Source organism: Arthrobacter sp. FX8, assembly GCF_026723805.1.
Taxonomy (GTDB): domain Bacteria; phylum Actinomycetota; class Actinomycetes; order Actinomycetales; family Micrococcaceae; genus Arthrobacter.
The window spans coordinates 1,466,801-1,488,134 of the sequence record NZ_CP113505.1 but is presented as its reverse complement, the minus strand read 5'-3'; the positions used below and the strand labels follow the sequence as shown (position 1 = coordinate 1,488,134).

General features: G+C 64.7%; 24 protein-coding genes. 11 read left to right on the top strand and 13 right to left on the bottom strand.

Annotation, left to right across the window (positions count from 1 at the left end; all coding sequences use genetic code 11):
* The first annotated feature begins 75 nt into the window (after positions 1–75).
* The 4 genes from OUO20_RS06710 to OUO20_RS06695 are packed head-to-tail and all read left to right on the top strand — an operon-like array spanning position 76 to position 2,126.
* Entirely contained in the window at positions 76–507 is a 432-nt protein-coding gene (locus OUO20_RS06710; RefSeq protein ID WP_268003130.1) for a DUF3099 domain-containing protein, read from the top strand.
* Positions 504–767 carry a hypothetical protein gene (locus tag OUO20_RS06705; protein WP_268003129.1) on the top strand — a complete coding sequence of 88 codons (264 nt, stop codon included), beginning with the start codon at positions 504–506 and terminating at the stop codon, positions 765–767. The genes OUO20_RS06710 and OUO20_RS06705 overlap by 4 nt, the downstream gene beginning before the upstream one ends.
* Complete coding sequence (locus OUO20_RS06700) at positions 768–1,646, top strand: SURF1 family cytochrome oxidase biogenesis protein (protein ID WP_018771168.1); 879 nt, start codon at positions 768–770, stop codon at positions 1,644–1,646. It abuts the gene before it with no gap.
* Between the two features lie 3 nt (positions 1,647–1,649).
* The gene (locus OUO20_RS06695; RefSeq protein ID WP_268003128.1) at positions 1,650–2,126 is read left to right on the top strand and encodes a YbaK/EbsC family protein; all 477 of its coding nucleotides are present in this window, start codon (positions 1,650–1,652) and stop codon (positions 2,124–2,126) included.
* Here the strand turns inward: OUO20_RS06695 and OUO20_RS06690 are convergent.
* Complete coding sequence (locus OUO20_RS06690) at positions 2,123–3,721, bottom strand: ABC-F family ATP-binding cassette domain-containing protein (RefSeq protein WP_056390270.1); 1,599 nt, start codon at positions 3,719–3,721, stop codon at positions 2,123–2,125. The genes OUO20_RS06695 and OUO20_RS06690 overlap by 4 nt on opposite strands.
* Before the next feature lie 212 nt (positions 3,722–3,933).
* Between OUO20_RS06690 and OUO20_RS06685 the strand changes: the two genes are divergently transcribed.
* Positions 3,934–4,998: a spore photoproduct lyase family protein gene (locus OUO20_RS06685; protein WP_018771171.1), complete on the top strand. Its 1,065-nt coding sequence runs from the start codon at positions 3,934–3,936 to the stop codon at positions 4,996–4,998.
* A 28-nt stretch (positions 4,999–5,026) separates the two neighbouring features.
* Here OUO20_RS06685 and OUO20_RS06680 read toward each other — a convergent pair whose 3' ends face one another.
* The 4 genes from OUO20_RS06680 to OUO20_RS06665 form a co-directional block, all read right to left on the bottom strand.
* Complete coding sequence (locus OUO20_RS06680; protein ID WP_268003127.1) at positions 5,027–6,040, bottom strand: DUF808 domain-containing protein; 1,014 nt, start codon at positions 6,038–6,040, stop codon at positions 5,027–5,029.
* A 90-nt stretch (positions 6,041–6,130) separates the two neighbouring features.
* A complete protein-coding gene (locus OUO20_RS06675; protein WP_268003126.1) occupies positions 6,131–6,568 on the bottom strand; it encodes a VOC family protein in 438 nt (145 codons plus the stop codon).
* Positions 6,569–6,633: 65 nt separating this feature from the next.
* Positions 6,634–8,301, bottom strand: coding sequence for an Ig-like domain-containing protein (locus OUO20_RS06670; protein ID WP_268003125.1), 1,668 nt, complete (start codon positions 8,299–8,301; stop codon positions 6,634–6,636).
* Positions 8,298–8,870, bottom strand: coding sequence for a hypothetical protein (locus OUO20_RS06665; protein WP_268003124.1), 573 nt, complete (start codon positions 8,868–8,870; stop codon positions 8,298–8,300). The genes OUO20_RS06670 and OUO20_RS06665 overlap by 4 nt, the downstream gene beginning before the upstream one ends.
* Positions 8,871–9,356: 486 nt before the next feature.
* Here OUO20_RS06665 and OUO20_RS06660 point away from each other — a divergent pair, with 486 nt between their 5' ends.
* The gene (locus tag OUO20_RS06660; RefSeq protein WP_018771175.1) at positions 9,357–9,920 is read left to right on the top strand and encodes a dihydrofolate reductase family protein; all 564 of its coding nucleotides are present in this window, start codon (positions 9,357–9,359) and stop codon (positions 9,918–9,920) included.
* A gap of 273 nt (positions 9,921–10,193) precedes the next feature.
* Here OUO20_RS06660 and OUO20_RS06655 read toward each other — a convergent pair whose 3' ends face one another.
* Complete coding sequence (locus tag OUO20_RS06655; protein WP_268003123.1) at positions 10,194–10,484, bottom strand: antibiotic biosynthesis monooxygenase family protein; 291 nt, start codon at positions 10,482–10,484, stop codon at positions 10,194–10,196.
* 37 nt (positions 10,485–10,521) lie between these two features.
* Entirely contained in the window at positions 10,522–11,001 is a 480-nt protein-coding gene (locus OUO20_RS06650) for a GNAT family N-acetyltransferase (RefSeq protein WP_268003122.1), read from the bottom strand.
* Positions 11,002–11,395: 394 nt separating this feature from the next.
* Between OUO20_RS06650 and OUO20_RS06645 the strand changes: the two genes are divergently transcribed.
* Entirely contained in the window at positions 11,396–11,758 is a 363-nt protein-coding gene (locus OUO20_RS06645) for a hypothetical protein (RefSeq protein ID WP_268002485.1), read from the top strand.
* A 108-nt stretch (positions 11,759–11,866) separates the two neighbouring features.
* Here the strand turns inward: OUO20_RS06645 and OUO20_RS06640 are convergent, their stop codons facing one another.
* The gene (locus OUO20_RS06640; protein ID WP_268003121.1) at positions 11,867–13,591 is read right to left on the bottom strand and encodes an IS30 family transposase; all 1,725 of its coding nucleotides are present in this window, start codon (positions 13,589–13,591) and stop codon (positions 11,867–11,869) included.
* A gap of 553 nt (positions 13,592–14,144) precedes the next feature.
* On the opposite strand from OUO20_RS06640, the gene OUO20_RS06635 reads away from it, so the two are divergent.
* The 3 genes from OUO20_RS06635 to OUO20_RS06625 are packed head-to-tail and all read left to right on the top strand — an operon-like array spanning position 14,145 to position 16,152.
* A complete protein-coding gene (locus OUO20_RS06635) occupies positions 14,145–14,789 on the top strand; it encodes a biotin transporter BioY (protein ID WP_018772102.1) in 645 nt (214 codons plus the stop codon).
* Positions 14,790–14,800: 11 nt separating this feature from the next.
* Entirely contained in the window at positions 14,801–15,532 is a 732-nt protein-coding gene (locus OUO20_RS06630; RefSeq protein ID WP_018772103.1) for an energy-coupling factor ABC transporter ATP-binding protein, read from the top strand.
* On the top strand, positions 15,529–16,152 hold the full coding sequence (locus OUO20_RS06625; protein WP_144599714.1) for an energy-coupling factor transporter transmembrane component T family protein: 624 nt from the start codon (positions 15,529–15,531) through the stop codon (positions 16,150–16,152). The genes OUO20_RS06630 and OUO20_RS06625 overlap by 4 nt, the downstream gene beginning before the upstream one ends.
* 16 nt (positions 16,153–16,168) lie before the next feature.
* Here OUO20_RS06625 and OUO20_RS06620 read toward each other — a convergent pair whose 3' ends face one another.
* The gene (locus tag OUO20_RS06620; RefSeq protein ID WP_268003120.1) at positions 16,169–17,368 is read right to left on the bottom strand and encodes a thiolase family protein; all 1,200 of its coding nucleotides are present in this window, start codon (positions 17,366–17,368) and stop codon (positions 16,169–16,171) included.
* Complete coding sequence (locus tag OUO20_RS06615) at positions 17,361–18,767, bottom strand: class I adenylate-forming enzyme family protein (RefSeq protein ID WP_268003119.1); 1,407 nt, start codon at positions 18,765–18,767, stop codon at positions 17,361–17,363. The genes OUO20_RS06620 and OUO20_RS06615 overlap by 8 nt, the downstream gene beginning before the upstream one ends.
* Positions 18,768–18,825: 58 nt before the next feature.
* Here OUO20_RS06615 and ypfJ point away from each other — a divergent pair, with 58 nt between their 5' ends.
* On the top strand, positions 18,826–19,707 hold the full coding sequence (ypfJ, locus tag OUO20_RS06610) for a KPN_02809 family neutral zinc metallopeptidase (RefSeq protein ID WP_056390249.1): 882 nt from the start codon (positions 18,826–18,828) through the stop codon (positions 19,705–19,707).
* A gap of 74 nt (positions 19,708–19,781) precedes the next feature.
* On the opposite strand, the gene OUO20_RS06605 is transcribed toward ypfJ, so the two are convergent.
* From OUO20_RS06605 to OUO20_RS06595, 3 genes are read right to left on the bottom strand one after another with little or no spacing between them, the layout of a single operon-like run.
* The gene (locus OUO20_RS06605; RefSeq protein ID WP_018761278.1) at positions 19,782–20,114 is read right to left on the bottom strand and encodes a metal-sulfur cluster assembly factor; all 333 of its coding nucleotides are present in this window, start codon (positions 20,112–20,114) and stop codon (positions 19,782–19,784) included.
* 12 nt (positions 20,115–20,126) lie between these two features.
* A complete protein-coding gene (sufC, locus tag OUO20_RS06600; protein WP_018772108.1) occupies positions 20,127–20,921 on the bottom strand; it encodes a Fe-S cluster assembly ATPase SufC in 795 nt (264 codons plus the stop codon).
* A gap of 42 nt (positions 20,922–20,963) precedes the next feature.
* Positions 20,964–21,320, bottom strand: coding sequence for a non-heme iron oxygenase ferredoxin subunit (locus tag OUO20_RS06595; RefSeq protein WP_018772109.1), 357 nt, complete (start codon positions 21,318–21,320; stop codon positions 20,964–20,966).
* Positions 21,321–21,334 lie beyond the last annotated feature (14 nt).

The following is a 21,334-nucleotide window of genomic DNA, read 5'->3' as shown; positions in this document are numbered from 1 at the left end:
GGCCCGCTGCGGGTTTGGGCAGCACTGCCGATGGTGCGAGAATTGAGGGAAGCCTTTGGAGCGTGATCATTCACCGTGACCCTTGAAAACCATGCGGGACATTCCGCGCCCGAAGAACCGGGCCGGTTCTCCGGCGACACCGAGGTCCACAGCATTACCGACGCTGCCGGCGCGCACTCTGAGGACATGCGCCAGCGGATGATCAAGTACGCCCTGGCGATGGGGATCCGCATGGTGTGCCTGATCCTGATCTTCGTGGTGGACGGCTGGTTCAAGATCATTGCCGTGGCGGGCGCGGTGTTCCTGCCCTGGATTGCGGTGGTCATCGCCAACGGGAGCGACAAGGCTGAGGCCCACAGCGATTTGCTGCTGGATTCCGCTCCCCTGGCCGAGATTGAAAGCCCGGTTCTCCCGGATACGGAAGACCAGCCGGGAAGCGCTGTGCTCCAGGGCGAAGTGGTGAAGGATGAGGAGCCCGGGCCCGGGGAGGAGCGGCAGGCATCATGAGCATTTTCGATTTTGCAGCAGGATCGGACCTGGCATCCGAAACGGCCGCCATCTGCTCACGGAAGGCTTGCAGGGCCCAGGCGTCCTGGCAGCTCCTCTGGAACAATCCCAGGATTCATGCGCCTGAACGCCGCAAGATTTGGCTGGCCTGCGCCGACCACCGGGAATGGCTGGAGGACTACCTGCAGACGCGGGGGCTCTGGAAGGAAACGCTTCCCCTGCGCCCAGGCGACGACGGTTCACCCGAGCAGGACATCTGAATGTACCGCTTCCTCTTTTCCAGCAAATGGCTGGGCTATCTCCTGCTGGCCGCGATCTTTGCCACCGCATGCGTCTTCCTGGGCCGCTGGCAGATGGACCGCCGCGCCGAGACGCTGGCCGAGATCAACCGCGTTGTCAGCAACTACTCGGCCACACCCATCCCCTTCACGCAGGCACGGGACCAGTTCAACCAGCTGGACCCGGCCAAGGAGTGGACCCAGGTTGAGCTGAAGGGCTCCTACGATGCCGCCGGCCAGCGGATTGTCCGCAACCGCCCGCTCAACGGGCAGCCGGGGTACGAGGTGGTGGTCCCCTTCCGCCTGGCCACCGGCGAAACCGTCGTTATCGACCGCGGCTGGCTGCCCATCGGAAACAAGAACCCGGGCAGCCCGGATTCGGTGCCGGCACCCCCGTCCGGTGAGGTCACCGCCGTCGTCCGCCTGAAGCACGGCGAGCCGGAACTTCAGCGCGGGGCGCCCGAAGGCCAGCTCGCATCGATCGACCTGCCCACGTACGCCGCGCAGCTGGGCTATCCCCTGCTCACGGGGGCCTACGGCCAGCTTGCGTCGGAGACGCCGCCGTCCGCCGACATGCCCGTCGCGTTCCCCAAGCCGTCCACGGACGAGGGCACACACTTGTCCTATTCACTGCAGTGGTTCGCCTTCGGCGTGCTCATGTTCGTCGGCTTCGGTTACGCGGCCCGGCAGCAGGCCCGCAATGCAGCGATCGACGCCGAGGAGGAGGAAGAGGCTCTGCCGGACGGCGCCGTGCATTCAGCCGTCCCCGCCTCCCGCCGCCGGCCGGCCCCGCCGCGCAAGCGCAAGAGGGCCACGGCGGAGGAGGAAGAAGACGCCCTCCTGGACGCACAGGGGTACTGAGGCATGACCACGGACGACGGCGGCCCTGTCGCCTTGGTGCGGGCGGCCTTGGTGGGTGCCGGAGTCGGCGACACGGTGCGGACCTTTGAAGCCGGGGTGCCGACGGCGGCGGCGGCTGCAAAAGCTCTGGAGTGCGATCTGGCGGCCATCACCAACAGCCTGGTCTTCGACCTCAACGGTGAGCCGCTGCTGATCCTCGCAAGCGGTGCCGCGCGCGTCGATACAAAGCTCGTGGCCGGGCAGTTGGCCCAGGGCCGGATCCGCCGCGCTTCCCCTGCCTTCGTCCTGGAACATACCGGCCAGGAGGTAGGCGGGGTAGCCCCGGTCGGCCACCCGAAGCGAATCAGGACCCTGCTGGACTTGAGCCTCCAGGAGCACGAAACCCTCTGGGCCGGAGCAGGGGACCACCAGTCAATGTTCAGCATCACCTACGCCCAGCTCCGGAGGATCACCGGCGCCCTGGAGCTGAAGGTGCGCTAGGCCAGGGTGATCAGGTCCAGGTAGTCCTCGTTCCAGAGGTCTTCGACGCCATCGGGAAGCATGACCACGCGTTCGGGGTTCAGGGCTTCAACAGCGCCCTCGTCGTGGCTGACCAGGACGACGGCGCCGGTGTAGTTGCGCAGGGCGCCGAGGATTTCGGCGCGGCTGGCGGGGTCCAGGTTGTTGGTGGGTTCGTCGAGGAGGAGGACGTTGGCGCTGGAGGCCACGATGGTGGCCAGGGCCAGGCGCGTCTTCTCGCCGCCGGAGAGCACGCCTGCCGGCTTGTCGACGTCGTCGCCGGAGAAGAGGAAGGAACCGAGGATGCCGCGCACCTCGGCGTCCTTCATGTCCGGCGCAGCGGAACGCATGTTCTCAAGCACCGTGCGGTCGTGGTCCAGGGTTTCGTGTTCCTGCGCGTAGTAGCCCACCTTCAGCCCGTGGCCCGGGATGACTTCGCCGGTATCAGGGGTGTCCACCCCCGCGAGCATGCGCAGCAGCGTGGTCTTGCCGGCGCCGTTGAGGCCCAGGATGACCACCTTGGAACCTCGGTCGATGGCCAGGTCCACGTCGGTGAAGATCTCCAGCGAGCCGTAGGACTTGCTGAGACCGTCGGCGGTAAGCGGGGTCTTGCCGCAGGGTGACGGGTCCGGGAACCGGAGGGCTGCTACGCGGTCCTGCTCGCGGACGGCTTCCAGTCCGCTGAGCAGCCGTTCGGCGCGCTTGGCCATGTTCTGTGCGGCCACGGCCTTGGTGGCCTTCGCACGCATCTTGTTGGCCTGGTCCATGAGGACCTGTGCCTTCTTCTCTGCGTTGGCCCGTTCACGCTTCCGGGCACGCTCGTCCGTCTCCCGCTGCAGCAGGTACCGCTTCCAGTCCATGTTGTAGAAATCGATCTGGGCACGGTTGGCGTCCAGCAGGAACACTTTGTTGACGGTTGCTTCCAGCAGGTCGGTGTCGTGGCTGATGACGATCAGGCCGCCCTGGTGGTTTTTCAGGAAGTCACGCAGCCAGGCGATGGAATCGGCGTCCAGGTGGTTCGTGGGTTCGTCCAGGAGCATGGTTTCGGCATCGGAATAGAGGATGCGTGCGAGCTCCACGCGGCGCCGCTGGCCACCGGAAAGTGTTTTGAGCGGCTGGTTCAGCAGGCGGTCAGGGAGTGCCAGGTTGGAACAGATGGAGGCAGCTTCGGCCTCGGCGGCATAACCGCCGGCCGCGAGGAATTCGGACTCCAGCCGGTCGTACCGGTTCATGGCCTTGCGCTGGACGTCGGCGTCGTCGCTTGCCATTTCGTCATGCGCCTTGCGGAGTTTCCCGACCACGATGTCCAGGCCGCGGGCGGAGAGGATCCGGTCCCGTGCCAGCTGCTCCATGTCAGGGGTGCGCGGGTCCTGGGGCAGGTAGCCAATTTCACCGCTGCGGGTCACCTTGCCGGCCGCGGGAAGGCCTTCGCCCGCAAGGACACGCGTCAGCGTGGTCTTGCCGGCACCGTTCCGGCCCACCAGGCCGATCTTGTCACCTTTATCGATGCGGAAGCTCACCTGGTCCATCAGGAGCCGGGCACCGGCACGCAGTTCAAGATCCTGGACAGTAATCACAGCAGGTAAGGCCTTTCACAACAGGGAACGCCCTGGTCCGCGCACGTACTACGTAAGGGACGCTGGGGCAGCGTGGCCGGAGAACGGCACAGTCCAGTCTACCGTCCGCCGGAGCAGTGCACTTTCCGCGGGAACCTGCTGCGGGCAATTGCTGCTGATGCCGTGGGCGTCACCGCGGCCTGCGGCCCCGGAGTGTCGGAGAGAATGAGGTCATGGAATTCGATCGGCTGCTCCAGATCCGGCGCATCTACGCCCAGCCTGCCGCGTTGGAGCTGCCCCGGGGACAGGAGATCGTGGCACGCTGGCCGGATGCCGACGTCGTACTGGTCGAAAACCATTGGAACATTCCGGACGTGCATGGTGACGAAACCAACGTCCCGCGCTGGTCCCGGATCAAGACAGAAGCGCTGGTCCTTGGCGTCAAGAAGTCGCTGGCCGTCAAGCCCAATGGGCGGTCAGCAGACTTCATCGCACCCTCCACAGCCAACGGCTGCGCCATGGCCTGCGCCTACTGCTACGTGCCGCGCCACAAGGGCTACAGCAATCCGGTCACGGTCTTCGCCAACATTGGCCAGATCGCCGGAGCCATTGAGCGGCACGCCGTTCGCCAGGGGATCAAGCTGGAGCCCAACCAGTGCGACCCGGAACTCTGGGTCTACGACATCGGCGAAAACAGTGACTGCTCGGTCGATGCACTGATCAGCGACAACGTGGAGGAGCTTGTCACGCTTTTCCGCGAACTGCCCAATGCGAAGCTGTCCTTTGCCACCAAGTTCGTCAACCCGGCAATGCTGGACTGGGAGCACGGCGGGCACACCCGGATCCGCTTTTCGCTGATGCCCGCGGACCTGGCGAAGTCCATTGACGTCCGGACGTCGCCGGTGGCGGAGCGGATGGCCGCCATCAACGACTTTGTTGAGGCCGGCTACCAGGTGCATGTGAACTTCTCCCCCGTCATCATCACCGACACCTGGCTCTCGGACTGGGAGCAGCTGCTGCGCCAACTCGATTCGACCCTGACGCCGGCGGCCAAGGAGCAGCTGGCCGCGGAAGTCATTTTCCTGACGCACAATGACCAGCTGCACCAGGTCAACCTGGGCTGGCATCCGCAGGCTGAAGACGTCCTGTGGCGTCCCGATCTCCAGGAAGCCAAGGTCTCGTCGAACGGTTTCAGCAACGTCCGGTACCGGGCGCGGGCGAAGGCGGGGTACGTCCGGCAGCTCACCACACTGATGGGGAAGTTAACTCCCTACTGCCGCATCCGCTACGCGTTCTAGGGTTCGCTCCCGAGGTACGCGCTGTCCGTCAGGCGTCATGCTTCTCCGGGCCAGGGGCCTCGGCCCGGATCGTTTCCGCGTGCTCGTCGTGGCCGCCCTTGGCCTTGCCGAACGGCAATACTTTCAGCAGCGGTCCTACGACTGCCAGGATTACCAGGCCCCAGGCGAGACCGATAACTGCCGAGCACAGGGTGTCGACCAGCCAAGCCAGGAAGCCGCCCACAACCGCAACCCCGGCCACCGGGTGCTCGAGTGCATGGATCAGGTCATAGGGTGCATGCCAGCCGAGGTCGTGTGCCCCCTGCACCATGATGTGCCCGCCCACCCACAGCATGGCGATTGTTCCCACCAAGGTAATGGTGGTCAGCACGGCGGGCATGCCCCTCACCAGCAGATGCCCAAGGCGCTTGGCGCGGGGAGAGTCCTTGGCAGCCAGATGGACCCCGATGTCGTCCATCTTGACGATGAGTGCCACCGCGCCATAGACAAGCACCGTGATGGCGAACGCGACCATGACCAGGATGAACGCGCGGACCCAGATGGACTCGGCGGCAACCTCGTTCATGGAGATGACCATGATTTCGCAGGACAGGATGAAGTCCGTGGTGATGGCGCCCTTGACCACCTTGGCCTCTGCGTCGTGCCCGCGGTCCACCGCCGGAGCATCCCCGTCCTCTTCGTGGCCGCCGCGGAGTTTGTGCCAGACCTTTTCTGCGCCCTCGTAGCAGAGGTAGGTGCCGCCCAGCATGAGGATGAACGGGATGATTCCCGGGACGAACGCGCTGATGAGCAGCAGGGCCGGGAGGATGATCAGGAGCTTGTTCCGGATGGAGCCCCAAAAGATCTTCTTGATCATCGGCAGTTCACGGGACGGGTCCGAGCCCGACACATACTGCGGGGTGACGGCGGCGTCGTCGATCACGACGCCCGCGGCCTTGGCCCCGGCCTTGGCGGCGCCGGCCGCGACGTCGTCCACCGAGGCGGCCGCAATCCGGGCCAGGGCCGCAACGTCATCGAGCAGGGCAACCAGGCCGCCGCTCACAGCTGGCCTCCGCGCAGCACGGTAACGGACCGATGGGTATTGAGGGCTGGGTGCGAGAAGGGCATGTTGGGAGTATATTGCAGCGGGCGCTCAGCCCTTCTTCAGTTCCTCGGCGAGCATTACGATGATGCCGCTGGGCCCCCGGACGTAGGTCAGCTTGTAGACGTCTTCGTAGGTGGCCACACCGCGAAGGGGGTGGCAGCCGTGCTTCGCCGCGATTTCAAGTGCTGCGTCGATGTCCTCCACTGAGAATGCGACGCGGTGCATGCCGATCTCGTTGGGCAACGTGGGTGGAGTCTCGATCGCCGCGGGGTGGATGTACTCGAAGAGCTCAAGGCGGCCGTGGCCGTCCGGGGTTTGGAGCATGGCGATTTTGGCGCGGTTCCCGTCAAGGCCCACGGCGGTGTCCGCCCACTCTCCACTGACCGTCTGCCGGCCCAGGACGGTGAGTCCGAGATCGGTAAAGAACGCGATGGCCGCGTCAAGGTCACGGACGGCTATGCCGACGTTTTCCAGCTTGATGGGCATGGCCAGACATTACCAAGTCGCAGGGGGTTTCAGGCCACCAAACGGACAACGCGCCGGTCCGGTCCTCAGAACCATGAGATGTAGGACCGGGTCGGGCTCCAGTGAATAACGCCGCCCTGGTAGTTCTGGGCCACGCTTCCGTCATTGCCCGTCGCGTATTCGTTACTGGTGGGGTATCCGAGGCGGCCTGATTCAAACCCTGTGGAGGCCCAGATTGAACGGATGCCGCCAACGGAGATGTGGGCCCCTGTTGCCGGCGACCAGATGATGGCGCCGCCCTGGTAGTTCTGGTACACCCCGCCGTCCCTGAGCCCGCCCACTTCGTCGGTGACCGGGTATCCGAGCCCGCCGTTTTCAAACCCCGTGGCCGCCCAAAGACTGCGGATCGCCCCCACCGAGATGTGGGCCCCTGTTGCCGGCGACCAGATGATGGCGCCGCCCTGGTAGTTCTGGTACACCCCGCCGTCCCTGAGCCCGCCCACTTCGTCGGTGACCGGGTATCCGAGCCCGCCGTTTTCAAACCCTGTAGCCGCCCAAAGACTGCGGATCGCCCCCACCGAGATGTGGGCCCCTGTTGCCGGCGAGTAGAGGATGCATCCGCGTTCAAAACACTGGTATCCGCCGTTGTCCTTCAGGCCGTAGATCTCCGGGGTGGTGGCTGCTCCCAGCCCACCGTTGAGTGACGCCGCCTTCACCGCAATGGGAGTCTGCGCGGGTGCGGGCGCAGCCGTGGTGAAGGTCCATGTCCTGTCCGATGCCAGAGGATTGCCTGCTGCATCCTTTACCCCGGCCACGCCGCCCGTGATGGTTGCCGTGTACGTCGAACCGGCCGCCAGGTCGGCACTGGGGTTCAATGTGGCCACTTTGTCTGTGCTGTTGTACGACACGGCGGCCGGCACCGTCGTCGTCCCCGTCTTCAAGGTGAACGTGTTCGCTGTAATCGTCGAGGCAGTCATGGCCTCCGAGAACGTCCCGGTCACGTTCGCCGCCACTGCCACACCCGTGGCACCGGCAGCGGGAGACGTCGCCGTCACGGTGGGGGCTGCCGTATCAGTGCTGCCGCCGCCGGTCGGATCGTAGTAGTGCCAGTACCGGCTGGTCGCATTCGCATCCGCAAGCACCAGCAGGCCGCTGTTCGCCGTGCCACGGTCGGCACTGTTGAGGTTTTGTTTGGTCGAGGTCACGTTGTGCACATATTGGTCGGCGTCCACGATGCGGGCTGTCTTGGTGGTGGTGAAGCTGATCTTGTCCAGCGGCGTGGACTTCTCGTAGATCGCGCCTCCCGTACTGGTGCAGACACCGGCATCCGTCGTGCCGCTAGGTTTCGGATAGGTGGCGAAGGTACGCAGCCGCTGGGTGCTCTCGTCAATCATCACGATCACGCGGTTGGGACACTCCGCCACGGTTGCGATCGTGTGCGCCGACCACGTGGTTCCACTGAGTGCCAGGAGCTGTATCAGGGGCTGGGATGCTGACGTGTAGGACGTCTTGATAGCGGCGAAAACCCTGCCACCCGAGGAGTCCAGCCACTTCAGATTCATATGGTCATCGCTGCTGCTCTGGCCCGAAACTGCCGCAACGGGGGTGCTCCAGGACGTGGTCGAGGCGCCGTCGACGTGGTAGCTCCAGTACATGCCATCGGTGGAGTCGCCGACCTGCCGGCTCCACATGACGCCCATCTTCCCGTCGAACGCGATAACGGCCGACGTGTCATCCACGGAGACGTTGCTCATCGATGCCGGATGCTGGAAGGGGTTCCCCACGTTTTGCCGTCCGTGGCGGTCACGTTGAGGTAGATCCTGTTTCCCTGCTGCCACGTGGCCCAGACCCTGCCAGTGGTGTCCTTATCGATGGTCAGGACCTCAACTTTGGAGTTGTTGATCTGGGTGGAACTCAGCAGGCTGTACTTTTTGGTGCTCGAGTCATAGCTGTAGCGGCGCAATGTTGTGGGGTAGTTGGGCTCAGCCGGCAGCTCGTCGTTAACGAACCGGTAGCTGGCCACATACAGCGTCTTCCCGTCCCACAACACGTCGTGGTGGGTGCTTGGGCGGGGATCAGTTGCCACACCCGTATCCACCCAGGAACCCGTCGCGGCATTGAACCTGAAGATGTGGAAATCCGACGTGGCCGAACTCCACAGGTTGCCCCACCAGGAGCCGTCGGTGAACCACAGCGAACTGGTGGCCCGCTTGGTGCCCGTGGGACTGTCCGTTCCTGTATGCGATGGACCTTCAACGCCAACATCACCGGTGGCAGCCGACGCCGGGACCGGCACTGCCAGAGCAGCCAGCACAACCAACATCGCTGTCAGGAGGCCGCAAGCCAAGCGATCAAGTCCTAGCAATTGGAAAAGCGCGGCCCTTCTGGAACTACTGCCACGCTCGCCCCTGTGGAAAAACGGACTATAAATCAATTTAGCTCCCCGGAGTCCAATGCCACCGCCAATTATCAGTTCGTTCAGTGTCATTGCTGGGGGCATCCGAAACAATCCCGGGCTCCCCCTAATCCCTGCCCCTACACGGCAAAAGGAACGTATTCTTCGGGTTTCCACAGCAGTTCCACATTGTTATTGCATAGACTTCGATTTTGTGGAGGCCTGCTAAAAAGCATTTTCAGCACGAAACCATTTACGTCTGAATTGACAGTTCTGCTGGATGTTTGCAGCGGTGTATGGACTACCGCTCGTGATCCGTTCCGGCACTTCCTATCGCCTGCGGAGCGCACACGGGTCCACCTCCGTCAACCGCCGGTCTGTACAGCGAATACCAAACGACGGGAGACTATCGCCATGCGCAACCTCACCTTCGCCATGAACATGAGCGTGGATGGCTACATTGCCGCGCCCGGGGACAACCTCGGCTGGGGCGTACCGAGCGACGAGCTGTTCCAATGGTGGTCGGACCGGGTTGCGGTGACCGGGCTGGCGCTGTACGGGCGCAAACTGTGGGAGACCATGAGCTCCCACTGGCCGACTGCCGACCAGCAGCCTGGCGCCACACCGGCGCAGATCGAGTTCGCCCACCGCTGGCGGGAGATGCCGAAGGCAGTGTTCTCCTCGACTATCAGCACGGTCGGCTGGAACACCCGCCTGGTCACCGGCGACGCGGTCACCGAAATCACCCGGCTCAAGGCCGGCGACGGCGGCGCCATGGACATCAGCGGTGCCACACTCGCCGGGGCGGCCATGCGGGCCGGGCTGATCGACGACTACGTGCTCGTCACCCATCCGGTCCTGGTGGGCGGCGGCACGCCGTTCTTCACCGCCCTGGACAACTGGGTAAACCTGAGCCTGGTGGAGACCCGGCCGTTTCCCGACGGCGTGCTGCTGACCAGGTACGAGACCAGGCGCTGAATACCCGACGTCGGGTCAGCATGGCCCCGGGCCAACCAAGCATCTCGCTGCACTCTGTTATGAGGCGATGGACGTTCGTGCAGGATCGTGTTCTTCACCAAAGGCGACCGTCCGGGTATGGATCCGACTGAGGGGCAGCGGCCCATTCAATTGGGCCCATTCGGTGCCTCGAAGGCCTCTGCACCTCGAAACACCGGGACTCTTACTTACCCGAGTCATGAGACAGATCCAGACGGACCAGGGGACGAGTTTGGCTGTCCGCAAGGGGATCGGCTACCGCACCGTTGTGAAGTGCTCAACGACCGGGAACGGGTCGTAGAAATGGTGCAGCAGGCCCTTCCATTGCTCGTAGTCGGCGGACCCACGGAAGTCGTCGGTGTGAGCTTCCATCGAATCCCACTCAACGAGGAGAAGGTACAGGTTTGGGGACTCGATCGACCGCGAAATCGAAAGACTGCGGAACCCCGGCTGCCTGCTGATCAGAGGTCGCGCCACCCGGAATGCCTCTTCGAAATCCGACTCGCTGCCGGTACGGACGGGGAGGATCGCGTGCTCCAGAATCATTCGCTCAGCTTCTCACAGCCGTCCGGTTGACGATCCCTTACGGGGACAGGAAGTAGCGGCGTTCCGGCCGGCCCGGCGAGTTGCGAACCTTAACGTCGGACGTTGGAATCCAGCCGGCACTTTCGTAGGAGGCGATGGCTCTCGTGTTGTCAGCGATAACCCAAAGCTCCATAGAAATCTGCACGTCCAGCGAGTGGCGTCGGACATGATCAAGGAGTTGGCGCGCAAGACCGTTGCCCCAGGCTTCCGGGTCAACTGCTAGATAGAGCACTTCCAAAACATCCAGTCGAGGAACGACGATCGAGAACGCCATCGCGCGATCACCAGTACGGGCCATTAGTAGCAGCGCCCCGTCAAGGGCAAGCGCTGATTCAATACCCGGCAGTTTGTCGTCGACCGCTGGAATTACGGGGAGTTGATCCCGCAGAGCGGTAGCGCGAGCCCAGATTCCGGCCGCGTCCCGTGCGGACGCGCTTCCCTGCTCCGCACGAACGTCTGGAAGTGGTGTTAGGTTCATCCGTCGATCCTGTCACGACGACGAGCAGGGATATCTCAGTGCGCATTGGCTCAGCCTGGGGAAGTGACGATGTACCGCCCGTAAGCCGGTGGCCGAGCGCGCGGCCACGCAAGATTCTTCCCTCGGCACCGTTGCTGGCCTCCCTATGCACGTTTACCCCGCACGATGATTGCACGGTGAAGGTGCGGCGGATTCAAGTGGTCGACGCAACAACGGGCTACTTTCGGGCTCTGTCGCCCTGTGGTTGAAGTCTACGAGAGTACGAAGGGGAGCTATAGAACGGCCCCCTGGATAGGCTGCGCAAAGAGGTTATCCCTCATTAGAAAGATCGCCTGTAGATTCGGTACCGGGACGTCCAAAGAACACGTCCTTCCGCAATGAAGGGGGCGTTGTCGTGGGCCTTGATGGTTACAAGGGAAAACCAATCGTGGAGATAACTGAGCACTGGCGATCGCCCTTAGGTGCCAGCGCCGCCATCGAAGCCATTGCGGGATCGTTCGCTAAGTCACGCGCGAAGGTTGAAATCGACGGCGGAGCGGTACGTATCCGTGCTGGCTCTAATTGGTTTTATAGGATCCTCGGAAACCTCCTTTCAGGCGAGAAAGTTCTTCCAGTTGCCCTGGAGGTTACGGCGACAGCAATCGATGACGGGTGCAAGCTTCAGGCACGCGCTTTTGACACTTTCGGGTGGCGTTTGACGGACCGAACTTTTTCGGCGCAGAACAGTCTTTTAGGAATCGCCTTGAAGATCTACTGAAGAGTGCTGCCACTGCAGGCCACGTTGTGAACCGGAGGATAGGGGCAGACTGACGGGACGCGAGAGAGGCGTCGCCAGTCGGCAGCTGGAGGCTCTTGGCGCGGGAGCCTATCCGTCCGTCGAGAATTGAAAGATTGCTGCCGGAGTGAGGTAGCCGAGGCTTTTGCGTGGCCTGCTGTTCAGCTCGACGCAGACCTGTTTGACGTGGACCTCTGAATGGACGGAGAGATCCGTACCCTTTGGGAAGTATTGGCGCGCGAGGCCATTAAAGTTCTCATTCGCGCCGCGTTGCCAGGGGCTGGACCGCTCCGCGAAGTAGATCCGCAGTCCGGTAGCGGCCGCTAATTCCTGATGACGGGCCATTTCCACGCCTTGGTCCCAAGTCAGTGTCTGCTTCAGGTGAGCCGGCAAGCCTGAGAAGGCAGCGATGATCGCTTGGTTGGTCTGCGCTGCGGTGTGTCCGTGCGGAAGGTTGATGATGATTCCGTAGTGGGTCTTTCGTTCCCGTAAGGTGACCATAGCGGATGCGGAACCAACCCCCACGATGAGGTCACCTTCCCAGTGGCCGGCCTCTTCTTTGGCATCAACCTCTGGCGGTCTTTCGTGAATCATCGTCATGTTCTTCACGACGGAACCATGACCTGATCCTGTCCGCCAGCGGTGCTTACGAATCTTTCGCCCTGTGCGCAGGCGTGGCTTGCCAGCCGTTCTTAGCCCGCCATGATCGCCGAACAATAGTGCTTGGTAGATTGTCTCCGGACAGAGCCGCAGCGCTGGTTCAGCGGGAAATTCCAGCGCCAACCACCCGCAGATCTGCTCCGGCGACCAGTGACTGGTTAGCTTTGTTTGCACCAGTGCGTGCAGGCGTGGATTAGCGTGCAATTTCCGATCCCTCGGCCGACGTCGCTGGCTGCGCGCTTCGTGATCGGCGATATGGGGCAAGTAGCGCCCCCGGGGATCACGGTGCCGGTCAAGCTCCCGTTTGATGGTCGAGGCATGCCTCCCCAGCTCCCTGCCAATTTGCCGCAGAGAACATCCCAAGCGGAGCAGGTCCGCCATTTGAAGCCTCTCGCGCAGGCACAAGTACCTGCCCGATGGTGGTTTGAGGCTGGCCCGTGGCTGTTGCGCCCTCTGGTTCCGAAGCCTTGTCCCGATAACCCTGCTCACGCCCAACATCCTGCAGGCGGCAGCATTGGAAGCACCGGAGCCCACCAACTCCCAATATCGTGTCTCCCGTAACGCGCGTCGCTTTTCTGCTGGAGACAAAGGAGCTGCAACCCTCTCGGCAACGATCCTCGCGGTCCGAATCGCTTCCCGCTCGGCTTTCAGCAGACGTGCTTTTTCGGCTTCCAGTTCTTTTCTCCGTTGGGCTTCCCATCTAACGGTTGTCCCCGGGGACAGTCGTAACGCATCGACAACCTCTGCCAGCGGAAGTCCACTTCGCAGAGCGATGAAACGCCGGTAGACCCACCGGTACCCTGTCGTGTGCTTTACGCCTGCTGATGTTGCAGCAGCCAATACGCTCATGCCGGTGGAGTATGAGGACCAGAACGCTTCCTCAACAGCTGGGTCGACTTGGAAGTGATGGCGCCCGGAGCTTCTCAGGAAGCGTTCGTTCCATTTCTCGGCATTGCGTGACGTGAATCCCAGTTCGACCTGGGCAGCTACGTGGTCGAGGCCTTTGCTGCGGAATCGGAGGTACTCATCACGCAGCCACCGGTAACCCGTCTCCTTACCGACTCCGGTCACCCGTACTGATTCTCTGAAACTCTTGCCCTCCTTTATGAGAGCAAGAAACCTGACACCGGTGGGCGAATCGAACTGTTGATACATCGAAGGAACTCCCTGGATTGGGTGTTGCTTCGATCAACAGAATCAGGGGTGCCCTAACCGCTACACATCAAATCGTCTCAAAACCGGTGGTTTTCTGGACGGTTTCGAGACGTCGGAGCAGATGGGGGCATGAGGACCAAGGTACGCCGGCATGGCAGTGGGATGCGCGCCGGCCAGCTGCGCCTGCGGCGCCTACACGATTCGACGTGAGGCCGGTAGGACGGGGGCCACGCCCTGGCGCCGCCGGTGTCGTCACCTGCTCCTGGGGTTCTCCCCCGAGACCCAGAAGCCGGGATACTCCCGCAACAAAGTCTGACAACCGTTCGGTGGAAGAGGTGCAGCCACCAGTGGATAGGAGCCTCGTCGGTACGATCAACAGTGGGGGCCTCACGCGCCGGAAGAAGCGACAAGACCCGTGACCGAGGGCTCTTTGTGCCCAGCCCGAGGCAGGCGCGGCCCGGTTTAGTAGATCCCCTACAAAATGGGCGGTGTTCCACCCCGGTAGCGTCGGCTGTACATTAGATTCCGCTTGTACAACCCCGACAGGACCACCATGAGCAATACCGAGACCACCCCTAAGAACAGCCCGCGGACGGAGCGCCGCCGCTGGAACGGCACTGACCTTGGGCTGATCGCCGTTTTTGCCGCCCTCGTGGCCGGCGCAGCCCTGGTGCCCGGACTGGCCCTGAACGGCTTCGGCGTCCCCATCACCTTCCAGACCCTGGCCGTCATGCTCACCGGACTGGTGCTGGGCCCCGCCCGCGGGTTCGCCGCCGTCGGGCTTTACACGCTCCTTGGCCTGGCCGGCCTGCCCATCTTCAGCCAGGGCCGCAGCGGCCTGGGCATCCTCGCCGGACCCTCGGCCGGCTACATCATCGCCTTCCCCATCGCCGCAGGCGTCGTGGGATGGCTGGCCACCGTGGTGATCAAACGCACCACCAAGGCCCGCGCCCTCTGGTTCTTCGTGGCTGCCACGGCCACGAGCATCGTGGTTGTGCACTCGCTGGGCATCCTGGGCATCGCGCTGAACTCCAAGGCCACCCTGGAGCAGGCCTTCCTGGGCGACCTGGTCTTCTACCCGGGCGACATCATCAAGAATGTCCTCGCCGCCGCGATCGCCGTCGCCCTTCACCGCGCCTTCCCCGACGTCCTGGTCCGCCGCGTGCGCCGGCGTACCGCCGCGTCCGAAAGCGCCTAGGACCTCCCGCCATGCCCGCAGTGACCTTTGACCAGGCGTCCGTCGCCGTCGAAACGGAGAACTCCGCACAGCCCAAAGTCCTCCTTGACGCGGTGACCCTCCGGCTGGAGGAGGCACGCGTGGGCGTCATCGGCGCCAACGGCTCGGGGAAGTCAACGCTGCTGCGCCTGGTCAACGGGCTCATCCAGCCCACCACCGGCACGGTGACGGTCGACGGCGACGATACAGTGCGTGCCGTGCGGAAAGTCAGGCGGAACGTCGGCTTCGTCTTCACCGATCCCCTCTCCCAGCTGGTGATGCCCACCGGCAGGGAGGATGTGGAGCTGTCCCTGCGCCGTTCCGTGAAAAACGGCCCCGAGCGGCGCCGCCAGGCCGACGCGGCGCTCGAACGGCTGGGGCTCCTGCACCTGGCCGACCAGAGCATCTACGAGCTGTCCGGCGGTGAGCGCCAGCTCATGGCGCTCGCCGCCGTGCTCGCAGTGAACCCTGCGGTCCTGGTCCTGGATGAACCCTCCACCCTCCTTGACCTGCGCAACCGTGAGCTGCTCCGCCGGACGCTGGCCAACCTGGACCAGCAGATCATCATGTCCACCCATGACCTGGACCTGGCACTGGAAATGGACCGCGTCCTGGTCATCGAAGCAGGCCGCGTGGCATTTGACGGCGCCCCTGGCGAAGCCGTGGCAGCCTACCGTTCGTGGTGCCTGCAGGGGCTGAATCCGGCAGGCAGGGACGCCCCGTGAGGGGCCACGGATTCCTCCTGGCCAATTACGTGCCAGGCAACTCCCTCCTTCACCGCGCACCGCTGGCGCTGAAGTTCGGGCTTGTGTTTGCCTGCGGCCTGGCGTCCTTCGTCATCGTGGATTGGCGCATCTCCGCTGCCGTGCTGGCCATGCTCACCGGACTGTTCCTGTTGGCAGGCGCCGGCGCGAGACGGATCTGGGGAGCCGTCCGGCCGCTGGCTCCAGTGCTGTTGGCCATCGGGTTCTTCCAGTGGTGGCAGCTCGGCGGCCCCGCTGCGGCGCGGATCGTCCTGAACATCCTGGTCTGCGTGGTGGCGGCGTCCCTGCTCACCGCCACCACACCCATTCAACAGCTCCTGGATGGCGTTGTCCGGCTGGCGCGTCCGTTCAGGAGGCTCGGCGCCGATCCTGAACGCTTCGCCCTGACTATTGGCATCATGCTCCGCAGCATCCCGTTCATTGCCGGCACGTTCGCCGACGTCCGCGATTCCGCCCGGGCACGGGGCCTGGAGCGCAACCCGCGCGCATTGATCCTGCCCGTGTTCATCACCTCCGTGGCCTACGCCCGCCAAACCGGCGAAGCGCTCGCCGCCCGCGGCCTCGGCGAGGCCGAGGACTGACACAGCCCCCTGAAGATCAGGCTGGCGCCAGCTGCCGGTACTCCAGCAGTGCCGCGGTCCCCATGCCGCCCGCCATGCTGATCATCGCCAGACCCAGGGTTCCCGGCGTGCCGGCGCCCCTCGCCTGGGCCAGCAGCCGCGTCACCAGGACGGCCCCGGACGCACCGTAGGCATGCCCCAGGGCCAGCGCACCGCCGTCGAGGTTTGCCCGCTCGGGATCGATGCCAAGCTGGTCCAGGCAGGCAAGTGCCTGCGACGCGAACGCCTCATTGAATTCCACCAGGTCCACCTCGCCGGCTGACACCCCGGCACGGGCCAGCACCTCCCGCGCGGCAGGGGCAGCACCGATCCCCAGTACCTGGGGGGCCACGCCGGCTGTGCCGGTGCCGCGCACCACCAGGCCGTCGCGTGCTCCCAGCCGGCGTGCACGCTCCAGGGAGGTGATGACGACGGCGGCGGCGGCGTCCGCGTCGAAGCAGGAGTTTCCGGCGGTAACGGTTCCTCCCGGCACGAAGGCGGCCGGGAACCTTGCCATGATGGCGGGGGTCAGGCCGGCCCGCGGCCCGCCATCGACGGAGACGGTCCCGGCAGTGGTGGCCAGTGGCACGAGTTCGCCCGCGAAACGCCCGTCCCGGGTCGCCGTGAGGGCCTTCCGGTGGCTGGCAAGGGCGAAGGCATCCTGGCGGTCCCTGCCGACGCCGTATTCCGCGGCTACCGTTTCCGCGGCGGTACCCATGTCCGGATCGCCGTAGCTGGCCGGCACAAACTGGGCGCGGGCGTAAAACTCCGGGCTGCCGTCGTACCTCCGGTTGGCGCGCAGGGGCGCGGTGCTGGTGCTCTCCACTCCCCCAGCCAGGTAAACGGGACTGCCACCTGCCGCCACGAGCCGGGCGGCGAGGACGATGGCGTCCAGTCCTGAGCCACACTGCCGGTCCACGGTGATCCCGGGTACGGTGACGGGCAGACCCGCCTCCAGCAAGGCCAACCGGGCCACGTTTCCGCCGCCGCCCACCGCGTTGCCGATCACGACGTCGGAAACGGACTCCGGCTCCAGGGACAGTTCGGAGACGAGCGCGCGCAGCACCGGGGCCAGGAGTTGATGTGCCCGCAGGGTGCGCAGGGCTCCGTTGACCGGGCACACCGGGGTGCGGCGGGCGGCGATGATCACCGGCTGGCGGTCCGGCGGCAGGAGCTCAGCGTGCACCGCGTCAGCCACCAAGGGGCCGTACCCTGGGGTCCCGGGTGTTGATCCACTCCAGCAGCAGGTTCCGGCTGACCTTGCCGCGGTCCGTGGTGGGAAGTTCCGGCAGGAGGTAGTACTGCAGGGGCCGCTTGTGCCGGGACAGGATGTCCTCCAGGCCGGCGCGCAACTGCGTGGCCGTCAGCCCGCCATGGGATGCAACCACTCCCGCCACCACGCGCTGGCCGCGCAGATCGTCAGGCACGCCGGCGGCCACCGCTGCCGCCACACCCGGGACTGCCGCCAGGGCCAGTTCCACCTCGTGCGGGTAGACGTTCCTTCCGGCGGTAAGGATCATGTCCGCGCGCCGGCCAAGGATGTGCAGCTCGCCGTCCAGAAGGTAGCCCTGGTCCCCCACCGTGTACCAGTCGCCGAAGGACCGCAGCGCCTCGCCGTCGTCGCCCCACAGGTAACCGTTGCTCACCATGCCGCTGCGGACGCAGATGTTGCCGTAGCCGCCATCCGGAACCTCTCCGCCGTCGTCATCCAGGATCCGGACGTCCACGCCGGGAAAGGGCCGCCCGATTCCCGTACCGCCCGCCGCCGGAACCTGTCCTGCGGCCAGGCCCAGGCCGGAGACGAAGCTCAGCTCGGAGGCCCCGTAGTACTCATAAATGGTGGCGTTCGGCGCCCAGCGCCGTGCCGCTTCCAGGGTGCGGGCATCGAGTTTGGAGCCTGCACAGATGATGGTGCGGATTCCGGAGGCGTCCACGCACCCTGTCATCCCCCGTTCGCTGAGCATCCGCAGCATGGTGGGCACCAGGACCAGCCGGGTGACCCGGTCGTGGGTGATGGCAGCGTGGACGTCGCCGACGTCGAACGTCTCCAGTGTTTGGAACTCGGATCCGGCGTAGAGGCATTCGGCCAGGGCATAGAGGTTCAGGCTGGCAGCCAGCGGCCCGGGCGCAAGGGTGACGTCGTCCTGGCGAAGCCCGAAAAACTCGATTGAAGCGTCGAAGGACTGCTGCCATGACCGCCGGGAGCGGGTAAACGCCTTGGGTACAGACGTAGTGCCGGAAGTGAGGCCGATGAGGAAGCTGGAGCCAGGCGGGCCGTCGGCCAGCACGTCGTCCGGGGAGACCTGGGCCGGAACGGCGCATGCCTCCACCCGCCGGACAATATCCTCCTGCAGCGGTGCGGGCCACGAAGGGTCCAGGACCGCGCACTGGCGGCCGCCGGCCACGGCGGCTGCGAACTTCACGGCAAAGTCCACCGAATTGGACTCGCACAGGGTACTGACGGACTTCATCTCCGGCACCAGACCCGCGGCGGCATCCAGCAGCTCCGCCCAGTCCAGTCGCCGGCCCGCGATCACCACGGCAGTGTCGTGCGGCCGTTGCCCAGCCCAGAGCTGGATCTTGTCGAGGAAAGGCACGGACCAACTTTACCGGCCGCCACGGGTTGAGCCCCCGGTCCGCGGGTATTGTGACGATATGAGTTTCAATGACAACGTGCAGCTTGATCCTTCCCAGGTCCAGGACCGTAGGGGCATGGGCACCGGCGTGAAAATCGGCGGCGGAATCGGCGGCGGCCTGGTGCTGCTCGTTGCGCTCCTGCTGGGAATCAACCCGAACATGCTCGGCGGGCTGGTGGACAACGGTGCCGGCGGACAGTCCCAGGGCACGGCACCGGCCTGCACCACCGGAGCGGACGCCGATGCCCGCCTGGACTGCCGGATCACCGGCACGGTGAACAGCCTCAATGCGTTCTGGCCCGGCTACCTGAAGCAGTACAACGTGCAGTACCCCCGCCCGGAGGCCGTGATCTTCAGCGGCGGCACCAACACCGGGTGCGGGGCCGCAACCTCCGAAGTAGGGCCCTTCTACTGCCCCACGGACACTACCGCCTACTTTGATCCCGGTTTCTTCCAGGAACTCGTGGACCGGTTCGGTTCCTCAGGCGGACCTCTGGCCCAGGAATACGTAGTGGCGCACGAGTTCGGCCACCACATCCAGAACCTGCTGGGCGATCTGCAGCGGGCGCAGCAGGACCCGCAGGGACCGGAGTCCGGTTCCGTCCGTACGGAACTGCAGGCGGATTGCTATGCAGGCCTGTGGGCCAAGTACGCATCCACCACGCCGGACCCGTCCACCGGGCAGCCCTACCTGGAACCGCTCACCCAGCAGGACGTCAACGACGCGTTGTCGGCGGCCGCATCAGTGGGCGATGACCGGATCCAGAAGGCAGCCACCGGACGTGTCTCCCCCGAAGGCTGGACACACGGCTCCAGTGAGGAACGCCAGCGGTGGTTCAGCCGGGGCTACCAGACCGGCGACATCAAGCAGTGCGACACCTTCAGCGCCGCCACCCTCTAACCTCGATGGAACGGGGTACGACGACGGCCGGTCACCTTTCGCGGGAAAGGTGACCGGCCGTCGTCGTACTTTTTCTAGATGTTGAAGCCAAGGGCCCTCATCTGGTCCTTGCCGTCATCGGTGATCCGCTCGGGACCCCAAGGCGGCATCCAGACCCAGTTGAGGCGCCAGTCGTCAACGACGCCGTCCAGGGCCTGGCCCACCTGCTCCTCGAGCACGTCGGTGAGCGGGCAGGCTGCGGTGGTGAGCGTCATGTCGATCAGGAGCGCACCGTCGTCATCGGAGTACTTCAGGCCGTACAGGAGGCCCAGGTCCACCACGTTGACGCCAAGCTCAGGGTCGATGACGTCCTTGAGCGCCTCTTCGACGTCCTCCAGGGCCGTGCGGCCCGGCTTGATTTCGGTCATGACAAGTCCTTACTAGGCCTGTGCTGCGGCGGCAGCCGCGATGGTGGCTGCGCCGGCGCCCTTGGCGTAACGGTCGTAGCCTTCTTCCTCGAGGCGGTCGGCCAGCTCGGGGCCGCCCTCCTCGACAACCTGTCCGTCCACGAACACGTGCACAAAGTCAGGCTTGATGTAGCGCAGGATGCGGGTGTAGTGCGTGATGAGCAGCGTTCCCATGTTTCCCTCGGAGTGCGCACGGTTGACGCCCTCGGACACAATCTTGAGCGCGTCCACGTCCAGGCCGGAGTCGGTCTCGTCCAGGACGGCGAACTTGGGCTTGAAGAGCTCCAGCTGCAGGATCTCCACGCGCTTCTTTTCGCCGCCGGAGAAGCCTTCGTTGACGTTGCGCTGGGCGAAGTCGGCGTCGATGCGCAGCTTCTCCATGGCGGCCTTGACGTCCTTGGTCCAGGTGCGCAGGGCAGGCGCCTGGCCGTCGATGGCGGTCTTGGCGGTGCGCAGGAAGTTGGTCATGGTGACGCCCGGAACCTCCACCGGGTACTGCATGGCCAGGAAGACGCCGGCGCGGGCGCGCTCGTCAACACTCATGGCCAGCACGTCTTCGCCGTCCAGCGTGATGGTGCCACGGGTGACGGTGTAACGGGGGTGCCCTGCAATGGTGGACGCGAGGGTGGACTTGCCCGAGCCGTTGGGGCCCATGATGGCGTGCGTCTCGCCGGTCCTGATGGTCAGGCTGACGCCCTTCAGGATCTCCTTGGTGCCCTGTTCCGTCTCAATGCTGACGTGCAGGTCCTTGATCTCAAGAGTTGACATGCTCTTCTTTCTTTTCGCTCGTAAGTCTGGTGCTGCGGGCGCTCAGTAGTTGTCTACTGCTGCGCCGTTCAAAACGTTGGTGACGTCCACGTAGACGTCGTCCCCGTCGAGTTCGACGGCGAAGACCGGCACGGGATCGTAGGCGGGGAGCTGGAGCGGCTGGCCGCTGCGCAGGTCGAACTGGGAACCATGCCCCCAGCACTCGATGGCGCAGCCTTCCACGTCGCCTTCGGACAGGGAAATGTCCGCGTGCGAGCAGGTGTCACCGATGGCGTGGATGTCCCCCATCGAGTCCCGGACCACGGCTACGGGGTAGCCGTCCACCAGGATGCGCAGCGCCTGCTTGACCTGGATGTCATTGGCGCTGCACACCAGCTCACCCTTGGGTTTGCCGCTCATACGTTCCTGCCTGC

What these genes read in the sequence shown, in the direction of transcription:
- OUO20_RS06705 (WP_268003129.1), top strand. Translation starts at nt 504, where the DNA reads ATGAGCATTTTCGATTTTGCAGCAGGATCGGACCTGGCATCCGAAACG.
- OUO20_RS06700 (WP_018771168.1), top strand. Translation starts at nt 768, where the DNA reads ATGTACCGCTTCCTCTTTTCCAGCAAATGGCTGGGCTATCTCCTGCTG.
- OUO20_RS06695 (WP_268003128.1), top strand. Translation starts at nt 1,650, where the DNA reads ATGACCACGGACGACGGCGGCCCTGTCGCCTTGGTGCGGGCGGCCTTG.
- OUO20_RS06685 (WP_018771171.1), top strand. Translation starts at nt 3,934, where the DNA reads ATGGAATTCGATCGGCTGCTCCAGATCCGGCGCATCTACGCCCAGCCT.
- OUO20_RS06675 (WP_268003126.1), bottom strand. Translation starts at nt 6,568, where the DNA reads ATGCCCATCAAGCTGGAAAACGTCGGCATAGCCGTCCGTGACCTTGAC.
- OUO20_RS06670 (WP_268003125.1), bottom strand. Translation starts at nt 8,301, where the DNA reads ATGAGCAACGTCTCCGTGGATGACACGTCGGCCGTTATCGCGTTCGAC.
- OUO20_RS06665 (WP_268003124.1), bottom strand. Translation starts at nt 8,870, where the DNA reads ATGTTGGTTGTGCTGGCTGCTCTGGCAGTGCCGGTCCCGGCGTCGGCT.
- OUO20_RS06660 (WP_018771175.1), top strand. Translation starts at nt 9,357, where the DNA reads ATGCGCAACCTCACCTTCGCCATGAACATGAGCGTGGATGGCTACATT.
- OUO20_RS06655 (WP_268003123.1), bottom strand. Translation starts at nt 10,484, where the DNA reads ATGATTCTGGAGCACGCGATCCTCCCCGTCCGTACCGGCAGCGAGTCG.
- OUO20_RS06650 (WP_268003122.1), bottom strand. Translation starts at nt 11,001, where the DNA reads ATGAACCTAACACCACTTCCAGACGTTCGTGCGGAGCAGGGAAGCGCG.
- OUO20_RS06640 (WP_268003121.1), bottom strand. Translation starts at nt 13,591, where the DNA reads ATGTATCAACAGTTCGATTCGCCCACCGGTGTCAGGTTTCTTGCTCTC.
- OUO20_RS06635 (WP_018772102.1), top strand. Translation starts at nt 14,145, where the DNA reads ATGAGCAATACCGAGACCACCCCTAAGAACAGCCCGCGGACGGAGCGC.
- OUO20_RS06630 (WP_018772103.1), top strand. Translation starts at nt 14,801, where the DNA reads ATGCCCGCAGTGACCTTTGACCAGGCGTCCGTCGCCGTCGAAACGGAG.
- ypfJ (WP_056390249.1), top strand. Translation starts at nt 18,826, where the DNA reads ATGAGTTTCAATGACAACGTGCAGCTTGATCCTTCCCAGGTCCAGGAC.
- OUO20_RS06605 (WP_018761278.1), bottom strand. Translation starts at nt 20,114, where the DNA reads ATGACCGAAATCAAGCCGGGCCGCACGGCCCTGGAGGACGTCGAAGAG.
- sufC (WP_018772108.1), bottom strand. Translation starts at nt 20,921, where the DNA reads ATGTCAACTCTTGAGATCAAGGACCTGCACGTCAGCATTGAGACGGAA.
- OUO20_RS06595 (WP_018772109.1), bottom strand. Translation starts at nt 21,320, where the DNA reads ATGAGCGGCAAACCCAAGGGTGAGCTGGTGTGCAGCGCCAATGACATC.